We start from the raw sequence: 14,849 nt of genomic DNA, 5'->3' as shown, positions 1-14,849 counted from the left end.
CTATGTTCAAATGGCGATTCAGCATTTAATTGGTTTTGGGAAAAAAGAAGAGTTTAAGGAAATTTTGGCAATTTTAAGAAAGCAGAATCCTGATAGGATAAGGGTTCTGTGAAATTTGTCGTGTACAGAGAAAAATTTATTATGACTGGATGACAGTGAATAATCGACACTTTCCATTATTTGCTGTAGATGCTAGACAAAAAGATGATGTTTTATTGATCATTGAAGCGCTGATTGCTTCATTAGAAGTGCAATCTGTGACAACAGAAATTGAATAAGGTGATTTATGCTCGCGTTAAATAATCAGCGCCAAATTCCACAAGAACTGACAGATCAAGCATTTAAACAAACCCATGAATTATTAAACATGGTGAGTGGTGTGGACTTTGTTATGCTGTGCTCATCCGATGGTTTTGAACTTGCATTGGCCAGTAAAAAAAATCTGGGTAACAGCGGTAAGATTGCTGCAGTGAGTAGTTCTATCTTAGCAATGGTTTCTGCATTTATTTCAGAAATTCATTTGGCTGGATGTAAAACCATTACTTTAGATGCAGACAACGGCAAGGTGATTCTCACTGCGGTTGAGCATCCACAACATCCAATGGTGTTAGTTGCTGTGGCATCTAAAGATGTGCTCATTGGTCAGTTGCTCTATGCCATTAAGAAAACAGCAGAAACATTGGCTCAAGCTTAATCATAGGCGAATTGTACAAATAATAGGGTGCTTTTCATCTTCTTGTTCAAGAATTTAGATGGGTTTAATCGTGATGAAAAATGCATTAAATGTGGCAATTTTTGGTTTAAATTTAGAAACGCTAGACCAAATGAAAAACCAATTATTGCTTTCAGTACCAACAGACGTAAATGTGCAATGGGTGAATATCTCAAGTAATGAGATTGATCTATTACTCGTGAATGATATGTTTTTTGATTCACCGAACATTCAGCGTGTGGTTCAGCAGCAAAAGTCATATTTGCATTTGGTCAAAGATGTAAACCAAGCGGGTAGTATTATTGGCGATAAACTTTTTTACCCATTCACTTGTATGAATCAACTCGTAGAGTGGTTACAACAGCGTTATTTTAGTTACGCAAGCCGTCCGAGCCATAGTTTTGAAAGTCGTACAGTCGTAAATACACCACAATATTCTGTGGCGGAATACTCGCACACAAAGGTAGAAAATCAGGTAGTGTTTAATGAAATTTTCACACCACGAAATGGCTATATTCAATTGTATGACCACACGGGTTTTTTAGCGCTGATTGATACCCGCACAGAACGCGTTTGGTTTGCAGATGATCAGGTGCTGTATGGTTTGAGAAACAGCATTAATCAAACCTATGCAAAAAATTCTTTTGTGCAAGACATGATTAAGGATAAAACACCTTACGATTTAAGAGCTTGGTTATGGCAAGCTATCTCGCATTCAGGTGATTTAGATTTGCCAGAGGTAGATGCTGACCATGTTTTTAAATTGAATATTTGGCCACAATTTGAAAAAAGTTTAGATCGTAAAGATAACTTAAAGATCGCAGCTTGTTTTGCCTTAGGTGCAAAAGTGCAAGATGTAGAACAATATTTAGGTTTGTCTTCAGAACGAATTAAAAAATTTGTAGCAATGGCTCAAACCTTAAGACTAGGTGAGTTGATTGATGCAGATCAAGCGAAATTCAGTATTGAACAGAAGCAAGATAATTCTGGTCAAGTGAATAAATTACGTAGTTTCTTTGGGAAACTGCGGAAAAAACTAGGGTTATAAATTAAATTCTAATGGGGAAACCCCTTAACTTGAGGTATGAGAAATGGCGCGTATTAGTTTAGATACTTTAACGAGCATTGATGGATTCGTTGCAGCATCTTTAGTTGACAGCGAAAGTGGTTTGGCTTTAGCTACTCAAGGTAGCGGCATAGATTTAGAACTTGCTGCTGCAGGTAACACTGAAGTTGTTCGTGCTAAGCGTAAAGTGGCTAAAGCTTTACAACTTAACGATAGCATTGAAGATATTCTAATTACTTTAGGTAAGCAATATCACTTAATCCGTCCATTGGACAGTAACGAAAACCTATTCTTGTATTTGGTTTTAGACCGTTCTAAGTCTAACCTTGCAATGGCTCGTTATGAATTAAAAGCATTTGAAAAAGAATTAGATTTTACTTAATTGCTAGTACTACTTATTCAATTTGAAAAGTGGTTTGAGTCAAAAAAATACCAGCATTTTTGCTGGTATTTTTTGATGCTAATTTTTAAAATTATGAGTTACATGGAATTTGTATAGTAAACTTGATGCGCTATTTTTATGGTTTCCACATGCAGCTGTACTAAAGGTTCAAGTGCCTGATAACCCCCAGCAAGTACAAACATTAAAGGAATACCGTGTTTTTTTGCTAATGAAAATACCATACGCTCGCGGTGCTGAATATATTCTGTTTTAAACCAACTTGTACCGCATGGGTCATCTTGGTGACAATCCATCCCTGCCTGATAAATAATTAAATCTGCTTTCCAATCTATTGCAGCTTGAAAGGCTTCATGTATGGCAATGATATATTGCGCAAAAGTCCCTTTATCTTTATGGATATGTCGCGTTTCAGCACGTGGATAGCTTGGACAGCCAAAAGCCAGACCATAAATACTGAAATTAAATAAATTATCAAGGCGCCGTGTAAATTCGGCAGTACCGTTGCCACCGTGTTGATCACAGTCTAGTACAAAAATGCGCTTATCTGGAAATTGTTGGGCAATCAAGGCGAGGCCATTAAAGGTACAGAAGGAATTGCCAAACTCATAAACAGCATGGTGAAAACCTTGGGCAAGATTAGCTGAGATTTGATGTTCCCACGCCAATTCAGCAGCTAAAATTTGACCTGCATTGATTCGTAAAACAGCGTCACGTAGTTGTGTATTCCATGGTTTGAATCCCTGAAAGGTGGCTAGTTTTTCAGGTGTGCCTGTCATAAAAGCATCTACATAGGTTGGGTCATGCAGCTGTTTTAGAATCTGAATATCAATCGGTTGTGGTTCATGCAGCCTTATAAAATTGCAATCATGTAAATCATCTGCAACGGCACTGAGTTTTTCCATACTATTGGTGTGAGTATGGGCAAAATATTCAGGTGAATAGCAAATATTTAACATGACTTTAATTCACTTATTTGTCGCTGTGCCAAATCAACTAATTGCTGCAATTGCGTGCTGCCAGGGCTATATAAACCATTGGCAACCTGTTGTGCATAGTGGGTGCTAAAAGCACGTGCACGATTTTCAGGAGAAATTGCCAAGGTGGTCAGTCTTAAGAACCAAAAGCCTTGAATAGCAGTATAAGGAATGATATGTCCTTTAAAATCTGGACAGGCTGGGAATGTGGAAATTGTGTCTGCATCATAATGTATTGAAAATAGTGCGCCAGCAGGAATACGCACGCCATTCATTAGTAAGGGCTGTAGACTGATGCAGGAATGATCATCTCCCATATTAATTTTTTCTAATAATAAGGGTGTGTTTTGTTCATCTACAATAATATTGATTCGACCTTGTCTAAGAATTTTACCGTGTGCAATTTTTAAGAAAAAATTTTCAGCCATTGGGCAAGAGCCAACTTTAGGTTTTTCTTGCAATGTGTGTAGCTGAGTCAGCATCGTATCATGACAATTGTGGGGTAAAATCACATCTGCAATCAGCTGACTCAGCACTTGGCTTTCTTCAAGTTGAGCATGCTGTGCAATATGACGTAAATTTTTTTGAAAACTGACAGCTTGTTCTAATTGTTCAGCAAAGGATTCGTGGCAGTGTTCCGCTAAAAATGTAACGATCTCTAGGTTTTGATCAAGGTTGTGCCAATCAGTGATATGAATTGGCTGGATGGATTGCTGCTCAAGTAATTGCTTTAAACTTTTAGTATCGAACTGGTTAAAAAGATTTAGATCATTTAACTCCTGCGCATCACGCGGGATATTAATATATTCCCCCAACACCCGTGTTGCTTGCGTATAACCACAACCACGACGTTCAGTTTGATGCGTATAATGCTCATTTAGCATTTCTGTCAATTTATTTGACAGTGGATAGACGTGATTTCTAAATATTTGAATAATTTCATGGTCATTTAACGTGGACACGAATATTTGCTCTTGAATCATTTGTTTTAATTGTGTAAGTGTACTGCTTTTTTGAATTTTTAGTAAGATGTACTAGCTCAAACCTGATCGGACAGTTACCCATTTTTTATTGTGCCTGTCAGGTTAAATTTGGAGACTGTAAATAAAACTGTATTTACACAGAATTATTTACACACTCGATTGCTGCTATTTACAACATGGAATTGATTAAAAAATGATTTTTGCAAGAGGTTTATTGCTTATCATTTTCAAGGTCTGGTCTTGTTTATGAAGCTTTAAATAACTTCATTTTTATTTAATTTATATGTATGATATGAATAGGAAAAATAGTGAAGCTAAACTCTACCATTTTTATAATTATCTTTCACTTTCACATAATGACGTGCTGAGTAGGGCAAAAACTCCAGTTCTTTTTCAGTGAGTGGACGGACTTTTTGAACAGGACTGCCGACATAAAGATAACCGCTTTCCAGACGTTTACGTGGTGGAACAAGACTGCCTGCACCGATCATCACATCATCTTCAATAACCACATCATCCAGAATCACGGTTTTAATACCCACTAGAACACGGTTGCCAATCGTACAACCATGTAGGGTTACATGATGCCCAACCGTCACATCTTCGCCAATTACAAGTGGAGAGCCATTTGGTTTAGATTGATTTTTATGACTGACATGCAACATACAATGATCTTGCACGTTACTATTTTTGCCAATCTGAATTGAGTTGACATCACCACGAATCACGGCAAAAGGCCATACTGAAACATTCTCTGCCAGTTTTACATCACCAATGACCACAGACATTTCATCAATATAACAACTCGTATCAATATCAGGGTAATGATCTAAATAAGGGCGAATGTTTTTAGCCATGAGAAAATACAATAAATAATTTGCATGAATTATAAAATAAAAAGGCACCCAGACTAAAGTGTGTGGGTGCCTGATTTGGCAATTCTAAAATTAGAACAAGTTGCTAAAGAACATCTTGATATGGTCGATCATACGAGCAAAAAAGCCTGCTTCTTCAACAGGTTTTAATGCAACTAGTGGTTTTTCAGCAATCACTTTTCCATCAAGACTCGCAACTAATTTACCTACAACTTGACCTTTAGCCAAAGGTGCATTCAGTTTTGGTTGAACGACGATTTGAGTTTTGATTTTATCTGCTTGACCTTTCGGCATGGTTACGTTGAAGTTTTCAGCTAAACCAATCTGAACATCATCTTCCTTACCAAACCAGACCTTGGCTTTGGCAAGCACCTGATTGGCTGGTTGTACATTAGCCGTTTCAAAGTTTGCAAAACCCCACGCTAAAAGGGTACGTGTCTGGCTGGCACGCTCATTCATGCTTGGAGTACCAAAGATCACGGAAATCAAGCGCATTGGACCACGTTTGCTTGAGGTAGTGAGGCAGTAACCCGCTTCTTCGGTATGTCCTGTCTTGAGGCCATCAACGCTTGGGTCAGTGTAAAGCAGGGCATTACGGTTGCCTTGCTTGATGCCATTAAAGGTAAATTCTTTTTCAGAATAGATTGGGTAGTATTTAGAGCTATCTTTGATAATGTGCTGAGCAAGAACAGCCATATCTTTAGCTGTTGAATAATGACCTTCAGCAGGCATACCTGTTGAATTGATGAAATGTGTATTCACCATACCAACACGTTTTGCTTCTTGGTTCATCATATGGGCAAATGTACCTTCATTGCCTGCAATGTGTTCAGCCATCGCTTTAGAGGCATCATTTCCTGACTGGATAATAATACCACGCAACATCTCTAATACGGTTGCTGTGCCATTTAATGGAACATACATACAGGATTCAGTGCTGCTACCACGGCACCATGCAGATTCATTCATCCGCACCTGTTCATCTTCAGTCAATTCACCCTTTAAAAGTTTCTGCTCTATGATGTAGCTTGTCATCATTTTTGTCATGGAAGCGGGTGCAAGTTTTTCATTTTCATTTTTGGCAGCGAGAATCTGTCCTGTCTCATAATCCATGAGCACATAGGATTTATTATTTAATTCTGGTGGAGCAGATAGGACAGTTGCTGCATATGAAAAGCTTGGCAAAAGTAGTAATGCAGCAAGAGCGCTTTTTTGAGTCATTCTAGGTGGTTCCAATATCTTGTATGAAGCAGAAGAGCCTAGCATTTTAGGACAAAGCAAAGCCGACTGCTATGGGCGAAGTCGGCTTTTTATCATGCTATTGTAGCAAATCGGTTACTTGGAATAATAATTACGGACATCATTACAGATTTGACGGTTATCTTCGTCCGAGGCTGCCTTGGCAATCTCACGGGCTTCTTTCAAGGGTTGCTTATATTCCTTGGTTTGCATGCGTTTGCTGAGAATCTCAACCGCATTTTTTTCATTGGATAAATAGGACTTGACCAGTGTATCGTAGGCCTTGTTGAACTTTAAATCCTTGCCAATTAGGGTTGGGCAGGTTTCAGACAATACATAAATGACCGCAAGTTCCTGTGGAGACACTTCATCAGACATTGGGGTGACTTCAATCTTTTCAGTTTCAGGCTGTTTGTCTGCTGCGAATGCGGTAGGAACAAAAGTGCTGGCAGCGATGAGGAATGATAAACCTAGTGTTTTTACAACATTTTTCTTCATAAGAAATCAAACTCAAAACAAGACTTAAAGAATTTGAAAAATTTATAGCATAAAAACAGATAAAAATTTGTATGTTTGCTGTAGGGAATATGGAGAAACTGTGGTTTTAAATATCAATATCTAAAACCATTTTAAGGTCTGAATGGCCTGTTTAGCCCTCAAAATTCAATACCTCTTCACATACCGCTTTCTGTTCAGCCTTATCAACCTCTGTGGCAGCTTGACGGGCATCTTTTAGTAAAGTGTTGAATTCAGCATCTTTTTGCAGGTTTTCAAGCGAAGCAGACTTGTCTGAGTAACTACCCAAATAAGAATCCACCATTTTTTTGATATTCTGGTCAAATTTTGCATTCTTACCGATCAGGTTAGGACACATCTCAATCAGCACTTGTGCATTGGCAATATCATCCTTAATCAATGCATCCGCTTCTTTTACTGAAGCTGCGTCAGCAAAAACTGCTGGTGCCACAAGAAATGTGAAACTAACCGCTAAAACTCGAACAAAACTGGATAAATGTCTCATGGCTGCATAAATTTCTCATACTATGAAGATATAAATATATATAATTCAATGAAAATTTCAATTGAAAAAACTGCACAGTAATTTTTGAAGAGACAGAACCTTAGTGAATATCTTAATCGCAAATGATGATGGTGTGTTTGCACCTGGACTGCAAGCCTTGGCGCAGGCGTTAAAACCTTTGGGGCGGGTGGTGGTGGTTGCCCCTGAAAGTGAGCGTAGTGGTTATTCAAGCGCCTTAACCCTGGATCGGCCCTTACGTCCCATCCCCATTTCTGAAGATGTCTGGGCTGTCAATGGCACACCTGCGGACTGTGTATACTTATCCATGAATGGCCTGTTTGATTTCGAGTTTGACCTTGTGGTGAGTGGAATCAACAGTGGCGCCAATCTGGGCGATGATGTTCTATATTCAGGTACGGTTGGGGCTGCATTTGAGGGAAGATTGATGAAACATCCAGCAATTGCCGTGTCTTTGGCGGGTGCAAATGTACGTTGCTATGAACATCCGCAGCATTATGCGCAAGCGGCACAATGGGTACATGACTTCATTGCCAAAGGGCTGCCTGTGTTGCCACCGCGTCATATCTTTAATATTAACATTCCCGATGTTGAGCAGATCAAGGGGGCACAGGTGACTTATCAGGGACGCCGTGCGCAGTCCAAGCCAATCAGCAGCCATGTTGATCCGCGTGGTCGTCAGGTGTACTGGATTGGGCTTGCTGGAGAGGCGGTGACTGATCCACAGTCGGCTTCCAGCCATATCCAGTCTGATTTTTTTGCGGTGTCGAATGGCTATGTCAGCATCACCCCAATTCAGATGGATGCGACCAATTATGCGGTACTGGACAATCTACATAGCTATGTGAATGGACCTGAATAAGCACCTAAATGTTATAACTTTGTGAATATGGAAAGTGAGAACTCGTTTTTTCTCACTTTTTTGGTACTCTTAGGCGCAAATAAGTTAAGGTTTTTTCGATGAGGGCGAAGATGCACTTAAATCATGTTTCGATTTTTCTATCACAAAAAATGATGAAAACAATCGTGCTGTCTACGGTGGTAACACTCACAGCGCTGGTTACTGGTTGTGCATCTAAACCGCAGGTGAATGGTGGCGTTCGCAATGTGCAGGCACCAAATTACTATACAGTGCGTTCAGGCGACACCTTGAGTGGAATCGCAAATCGTTATGGCCTGAATTATCTGGATATTGCCGCATTGAATGACATTGCGGCGCCGTACCGCATCTATGTCAACCAGTCTCTACGCTTAAAGGGCTCTGTAGCGCAACGTACCACCTCAACCCAGGTGTTTACCCAGGCGGCTCCAATCCAGCGTCAGAGCATTAATTTGCCAGCGCAGCAGCCAGTGGTTCCAAAACCGCAACCTGTGGTTCCTAGAACTCAGCCTGTTGTTCCAGTGGCTCCCCTAAACCCATCTTCTTCAACTCTGGCATCCAGCCTGCGTTGGGTAAAACCATCAAATGGTGCGGTCATTCAGGGTTTCAATCTCACAGGTAATGTGAAAGGCATTCGCTATGGTGGAAATGAGGGAGATCCTGTATTTGCCGCTGCAAATGGTCAGGTGGTTTATGCTGCGGATGGTCTGAAAGAATATGGAAACTTGGTGCTGATCAAGCATATTGACGGTTACATCACAGCATACGCCCATAACAGCAAGATGCTGGTGAAGAGTGGGGACAATGTCACGGCAGGACAAAAAATCGCGGAGATGGGCTCTTCTGGTGCTAACCGTGTGATGCTGGAGTTTCAGGTTCGTCTGGATGGTAAACCTGTGAATCCAGCGACTGTTTTACCGAATTAATCTATCCCCTTTAACACATTTTCAACAAATTGTTAATAATCTCTAGTTTACAAGTAGACTTCTCTGTATAATAAGCTCCTTTGCTTTTATTAGAACAATAAGCATATTAATAAATTACGAGGGAAGTCTATGTTAGATCAATTGCGTGCAATGGGGGTCTTTGCTTGCGTTGTAGAAAAAAATTCTTTTAGCGGTGCAGCGAGAGAACTGGGCATCACAACCAGTGCGGTCAGTCAACAAATCCGATCTTTAGAACAAGAAATGGATGTCACCTTACTTCATCGTTCAACCCGAAAACTCAGCCTCACCGAGGCGGGTCAGGCATTCTTTTTAAGCTGTCAGGAAATGCTGGCAGCAGCAGAACGTGGCAAAATCCGTATTAACGAATTGCGTGATGATCTGGTGGGAGATTTGCGTATTGCAACCACGCCTGAGCTGGGTGCGCTGCATGTCATTCCAGCCTTGTCACACTGGATGTCTTGGGCTGGCACGTATTTTATACATGGACATCCAGAAAGAGCTGATTAATGGCACACTGGTTGAGGTGTTGCCTGACTGGCACATGCCTGCCTATACCTTGCATGCCTTAACCTCCAAGCGTGAACAGTATCCAATGAAAGTACAGCGCTGTATTGATGCATTGAAACAATACTTTGTGCAGTTACCTGGTGGTCGCTCTTTGCAGGGCGTTGCTTGAACTGATCAATAAAACCAAAAAGCCATGCTTGAGAGAGCATGGCTTTTTTTATGGATTATTTACGTTTTTTAGCTAAGGTATTGAGAGTTTCAACTTCGACTACAGTTTCATCCGCGGCTTTGGCTTCCATTTCATCCTTTTTGCTTTTCTTACGTTTTTTCTTTTTCTTGGGCTGTTCCGTTTCAACGGCTTCACCATCCTCAATGGCTTGCCAATATTCCAACTGTTCCATCACTGCAGCATAAATGGAGTTTTTGCTGTATCGACCTTTTTTATCGAGGGTGCCAACTGGACGGGCCATCAGAATTTCCAGCGCCTGATCAATGGTGTCAATCGCATGGACATGGAACTGACCAGTTTGTACCGCTTCAATCACATCCTGACGGAGCATCAGGTGCTGCATGTTCTGGCGTGGAATAATCACCCCTTGTTTGCCTGTAAAGCCTTGCAACTTACAGGCATCGAAGAAGCCCTCAATTTTGGCATTCACTCCACCAATTGGCTGTACCTGACCCAACTGGTTCATCGAGCCTGTAATAGCCCATGATTGGTCAATTGGAATTTGACAAATGGCAGAAATTAACGCAGAAAGTTCTGCAACAGTGGCACTATCACCATCCACTTGCCCATAGCTTTGCTCAAACGCCAAGGCGGCAGAGAAGTGCAGGATTTGTTCACGGCCAAAGTGTGCTTTTAAGAAGCTCGACATGAGCAATACACCTTTGGCATGCAATGAGCCACCTAGCTCCACACTGCGTTCAATATCTAAAATATCACCGCCGCCTTGATATACAGAAGCTGTTAGACGCGACGGTAATCCAAATTCGACATCAGCATAATGAATCACTGAGAGGGCATTGATTTGACCAAGACGATGCCCAGAAGTTTCAATCAACTGCGTACCGCGAGACAGGTCTTGCCAGTAGAGCTCACGTAAATAGCCTAAGCGATATTGGCGATGGTGCAGGGCCTGGTTGACATGCTGGTCGGTGACAATCTTGTCATCCGCTTTAAAGGCATGGTGATGCGCTTCGCGGATCAGGTCACCAAGGGTTGAGGCATGTAATGATAAAGAGCTTTGATCCTCAGCCTGACGGCTGGAATCAGTAAGCAATGCGGCTAGTGCAGAACGGTCAAACGGAAGTAATTTATCTGCCTGAACATAGTCGGCAATTAACTGCATATAAGCCTGTTCGTTACTGTCATTACGTTGTAATGTATCGGTAAAGTCGGCACGGATTTTAAAGACACTGCCAAGCTCAGGTTCCACTTCCAGAATTTCATAATAAATTTCAGGTTCGGCCAGTAAAACCACTTTAATATCAAGTGGAACGGAAGCGGGTTCAATGGAGATACTGCCTGTGAGGGTGAGCATATGTTCCAGTGAAGAAAGCTTGAGTTGTCCAGATTTTAAGGCACGTTTCAGGCCTTGCCATGCATAAGGTTGCTCCAGCAATTGTTCCGCTTCCAGCATCAAAAAGCCACCATTGGCCCGATGCAGTGAACCAGAACGAATCAGGGTGAAATCAGTGGTGATCGTACCATTGTGAGTCAGTTGCTCCACATGACCCAATAAATTGTAGTGTGTTGGGAAATCTTCAAAAATAACGGGTGCGCCACTATTTGGTTTATTGGCAATAATCACATTGGCCTGATAACGAGAGGGTACGCGGTTGAACAGTGCAGGAGTAAAGTCATCTTCCTCTTGCTCTAAAATCAACTCAACGTTGTCAATAATGTCTTCGGCGTACTGCTTTAAATAGATATCGAGACCTTTAACCTCTTTGTTCTTATTTAAAATCAGTTCAATACGAGGCATCACCACCTGGGTAGCAATATCACGGTTTAAGCTGGACACCTGATCCCGCGCATCATCTTCCAGATCGCCCAGATGTAAACCCAGACGTTCAAGTTTTTTCTCCATATAACGCATATTGGAGTTGATTTCAGCACGTTCCTTGCTAGTTAATGCGTTCAGGTCATTTTGGGTGAGTTCATGATATTCATTGTCTTTCAACTGCATTGGAATAAAGACATGCTTGTCATTACGGGAAATCAATTTTAAATCGAGTTCCTCACCCTCTTTGGTCAGTTCAACTAATGCCTGTTGCTGTACATCACCCGTATCCTGACGGATACGTTCAATACGATTGTGATAGGTTTCCGCACTAAAACGGCGTTCCAGCTGCTTTAAGATAATTTGCCATGCCTGCTGCAATGCATTTTGAAATTTGCTGCCTTGTCCCGCTGGGAAGCGCAGAGCAATCGGTTGTCTTGGGTTCTTGAAATTATTGACATAGACCCAGTCATCAGGGGTAGCCATGGTTTTGGCGTGCTGTTGGAGCAAACGCTTGATCATGGTTCGTTTACCAAGACCAGCCGTACCCACGGCAAAAATGTTATAGCCTGAATAGGGTAAAGAAATCCCTGCCTCGACTGAGGCACGGGCGCGGTCCTGTCCTAAAAAATTATTCAGTGGTTTAATGCGTTTGGTTGAACTTGGAATTTCAGCCAAATCTGGCGTATGCGTCAGTTGGTGTGCATGTAATGCGGTTTTAAGTAGAGTTGCCTGGATGTCCGTCTGTTCAAAAGCACTTGGAAATGAATTGATTTTTGCTGTAATCGTGTTTGTTGGTGTCGAGGATAAAGTTGTTGCGGTCATTTGATCGAGTTTTTGGGTCACTATTGCTATCCAACAAAGAAACGAAAGTTAGGTAATTAAAGGTATACAGTTTTAGGTCCAAAGATCAAGCGAACTTGTGTTTTTTATCGACAAAACAAAACAATAATTTTATTTGATTGCATAAAGCAACTTGCAAGCAGGCGCAAGACACGATTGAATAGGCACATTCACGCATGTTCATGGAAAATAATAACCAATGACAACTCAAGCCACTGGCTGGGCATCCGCATTTAAGGCATTTTGGGATCGCCGTGCCCTGATTATGTTATTTCTGGGTTTCTCGGCAGGGATTCCGATTCTGCTGATTTTTTCCAGTTTATCGCTGTGGCTGGGTGAGGCTGGTATTGATAAGAGTGCGGTGACCTTTTTTAGTTGGGCGGCATTGGGTTACTCTTTTAAATTCGTTTGGGCACCATTGATTGATGAATTGCCTGTTCCATTATTAACGAAAAGTTTAGGCCGTCGCCGTGCCTGGTTGTTGATTGCACAGTCTTTGATTATATGTGCAATTTGTATCATGGCATTTTCCGACCCAGCACTTGGACAAAGCTATTTAATTCAAATGGCAGTTGGTGCCGTTTTATTAGGATTCTCGGCAGCGACTCAAGATATTGTCATCGATGCTTATCGTATTGAACTTGCTGAAAGTGAGATGCAAACGGTTTTAGCTTCAACTTACAACGCAGGTTACCGTATTGGGATGATCGTTGCGGGTGCAGGGGCTTTATTTCTTGCTGCTTATTTAGGTACAGCTAAAGGCAATTATATCTATGAAGCATGGAAATATACTTATCTAACCATGGCAGCAGTTATGGTGGTTGGTATTATTACAACTTTATGCATTCGTGAACCTCAAGTAAATCGTGTTTATAAACATTATAAAACTACAGATTACTATCGCTTAGTCTTTGTATTCTTTATTGCTGTTGCAACTTTTGTTGTCAGTTATATTTACTCTGGGAATGTAACAGATGCTACCGCTAAAGCCGCAAATATTAAAGACACCGCAGCTTTATTTGGTTTAGAAGCCCTACGCTTTTTAACTGCTACAGCCACAGCTTTATTGGTTGGTTTGGGTTTAGTTAAAATTGGCGTCGTGAATCAACAAATGGCAAAAGAAACTTGGGTTGCCCCAGTTTTAGAATTCTTCAAACGTTACGGTATTAAACTTGCCTTAGTGCTTTTGCTGCTGATTGGTTTTTTCCGCATCTCAGACATCATTGCAGGAGTGATTTCCAATGTGTTCTATCAAGATCTAAATTTCAGTAAAGAACAAATTGCTGAGGCTGTGAAAATCTATGGTGTGATCTTTAGTTTAGTTGGTGGTTTTCTCGGTGGTTTGTTAGCGCAACGCATGAACATTATGAAACTGATGTTCGTGGGCGCAGTGTTGGCCAGTTCAACCAATTTAATTTTTATCGGCTTGGTCAAATCAGGAAAACCACTTGCTCCAGTTGAGGTTCAGGTCGGAAATAAACATTATCAAGTGCAAACCGATGATGTTGGATATTGGAAATTACAAGTGCCGAATGACGTCTTGGCAAAAACAAATTCGGTACAGGTAAGTACTCAGTACCAAAATCAGAGCGATACCAATGTAACTCTTGCAATACCATATTTAGTAAATGCCCAGCACGCTCAGATTCAATTATTACCAATCAGTGGTGATGATCAATTAACGGAAAAAGAATTGAAGCAAAGTCTAGTCGTTAAAGGGCAATTAGCAGGGCTTAAAAATGAAGATTTAAATCAGGATAAGCCTGTTATTCTTAAATTAGATAATCAAGAGTTTGCTGCGAAACTGGATGATAAAGGAATATTTACTGGTGCTGTAGATGGAAAGCTATTACAAGCATCTCCCACTAAAACCATTAAAGCTTTTGTTAATTTCAAAAATAATAGTGCAAGCCAGTTATTTGCAACAAGATCATATCGTATTAATACTGCATCACATGTTGAAACCACACTCGATGTCGATATTCAGCCAATTGCTGTGGTCGATCCAAGTCAGTCAGGCACAATAGAAATTTCTGGCAAAGTGATAAAAGGCTATAGCTCATTGTGGCTCTATTTTGCCATTATTGTCGATAATTTAGCCTCAGGTTTAGCTGGTGCTGCATTTATTGCCTTTTTATCTAGCTTAACCAGCGTATCATTTACCGCAGTTCAATATGCAATTTTCAGTTCATTAATGACTTTAACACCCAAATTATTGGGTGGTTATTCAGGAACGATTGTGAGTAATATTGGCTACCCAAATTTCTTTTTAATGACGACTTTAATTGGAATTCCAATTTTGATTCTTGTGGTTTGGGTTGCGAAACTATTACGTGACCATGAAAACCAAACAATTCAACAGACAGGTGAATAAC

General features: G+C 40.8%; 13 protein-coding genes and 2 pseudogenes. 8 read left to right on the top strand and 7 right to left on the bottom strand.

Annotated elements, in window-relative coordinates; all coding sequences use genetic code 11:
• Positions 1–131: 131 nt before the first annotated feature.
• The 4 genes and pseudogenes from F972_RS16255 to F972_RS07310 form a co-directional block, all read left to right on the top strand.
• Positions 132–278 (top strand): annotated as a pseudogene (locus tag F972_RS16255) (GTP-binding protein); the annotation flags it as partial.
• Between the two features lie 8 nt (positions 279–286).
• Positions 287–694, top strand: coding sequence for a roadblock/LC7 domain-containing protein (locus F972_RS07320; RefSeq protein ID WP_004682195.1), 408 nt, complete (start codon positions 287–289; stop codon positions 692–694).
• Positions 695–767: 73 nt separating this feature from the next.
• On the top strand, positions 768–1,760 hold the full coding sequence (locus F972_RS07315; protein ID WP_228127551.1) for a hypothetical protein: 993 nt from the start codon (positions 768–770) through the stop codon (positions 1,758–1,760).
• Between the two features lie 43 nt (positions 1,761–1,803).
• The gene (locus tag F972_RS07310; RefSeq protein ID WP_004757958.1) at positions 1,804–2,160 is read left to right on the top strand and encodes a roadblock/LC7 domain-containing protein; all 357 of its coding nucleotides are present in this window, start codon (positions 1,804–1,806) and stop codon (positions 2,158–2,160) included.
• 98 nt (positions 2,161–2,258) lie between these two features.
• On the opposite strand, the gene F972_RS07305 is transcribed toward F972_RS07310, so the two are convergent.
• From F972_RS07305 to F972_RS07280, 6 genes are all read right to left on the bottom strand, one after another.
• Positions 2,259–3,137, bottom strand: a complete 879-nt coding sequence (locus F972_RS07305; protein WP_004769389.1) for an arginase family protein — start codon at positions 3,135–3,137, stop codon at positions 2,259–2,261.
• Positions 3,131–4,138, bottom strand: a complete 1,008-nt coding sequence (locus F972_RS07300; protein WP_004682188.1) for a hypothetical protein — start codon at positions 4,136–4,138, stop codon at positions 3,131–3,133. The genes F972_RS07305 and F972_RS07300 overlap by 7 nt, the downstream gene beginning before the upstream one ends.
• A gap of 314 nt (positions 4,139–4,452) precedes the next feature.
• Entirely contained in the window at positions 4,453–4,995 is a 543-nt protein-coding gene (locus F972_RS07295; protein ID WP_004682187.1) for a gamma carbonic anhydrase family protein, read from the bottom strand.
• Positions 4,996–5,085: 90 nt separating this feature from the next.
• A complete protein-coding gene (gene dacC, locus F972_RS07290; protein ID WP_004682185.1) occupies positions 5,086–6,234 on the bottom strand; it encodes a D-alanyl-D-alanine carboxypeptidase PBP5/6 in 1,149 nt (382 codons plus the stop codon).
• Between the two features lie 114 nt (positions 6,235–6,348).
• Positions 6,349–6,750 (bottom strand): MCR_0457 family protein, encoded by a 402-nt coding sequence (locus F972_RS07285; RefSeq protein ID WP_004682183.1) that lies wholly within the window; start codon positions 6,748–6,750, stop codon positions 6,349–6,351.
• Positions 6,751–6,901: 151 nt separating this feature from the next.
• Entirely contained in the window at positions 6,902–7,273 is a 372-nt protein-coding gene (locus F972_RS07280) for an MCR_0457 family protein (RefSeq protein WP_004761204.1), read from the bottom strand.
• Positions 7,274–7,376: 103 nt separating this feature from the next.
• Between F972_RS07280 and surE the strand changes: the two genes are divergently transcribed.
• From surE to F972_RS16575, 3 genes and pseudogenes are all read left to right on the top strand, one after another.
• Positions 7,377–8,153: a 5'/3'-nucleotidase SurE gene (gene surE, locus F972_RS07275; RefSeq protein WP_004682178.1), complete on the top strand. Its 777-nt coding sequence runs from the start codon at positions 7,377–7,379 to the stop codon at positions 8,151–8,153.
• A 110-nt stretch (positions 8,154–8,263) separates the two neighbouring features.
• Positions 8,264–9,097 (top strand): peptidoglycan DD-metalloendopeptidase family protein, encoded by an 834-nt coding sequence (locus F972_RS07270; protein WP_004682176.1) that lies wholly within the window; start codon positions 8,264–8,266, stop codon positions 9,095–9,097.
• Between the two features lie 129 nt (positions 9,098–9,226).
• Positions 9,227–9,794: pseudogene (locus F972_RS16575) on the top strand (LysR family transcriptional regulator).
• Between the two features lie 55 nt (positions 9,795–9,849).
• Here F972_RS16575 and F972_RS07260 read toward each other — a convergent pair.
• Positions 9,850–12,477 (bottom strand): Lon protease family protein, encoded by a 2,628-nt coding sequence (locus F972_RS07260; RefSeq protein ID WP_004769385.1) that lies wholly within the window; start codon positions 12,475–12,477, stop codon positions 9,850–9,852.
• Positions 12,478–12,673: 196 nt separating this feature from the next.
• On the opposite strand from F972_RS07260, the gene F972_RS07255 reads away from it, so the two are divergent.
• On the top strand, positions 12,674–14,848 hold the full coding sequence (locus tag F972_RS07255) for an AmpG family muropeptide MFS transporter (RefSeq protein ID WP_004682171.1): 2,175 nt from the start codon (positions 12,674–12,676) through the stop codon (positions 14,846–14,848).
• Position 14,849: the final 1 nt, after the last annotated feature.

Origin of the sequence: Acinetobacter sp. CIP 102529, assembly GCF_000368325.1 — a bacterium.
Lineage (GTDB): Bacteria > Pseudomonadota > Gammaproteobacteria > Pseudomonadales > Moraxellaceae > Acinetobacter > Acinetobacter parvus.
Note: the sequence above shows the minus strand (reverse complement) of the source record. Positions and strands in the feature narration are given on the sequence as shown.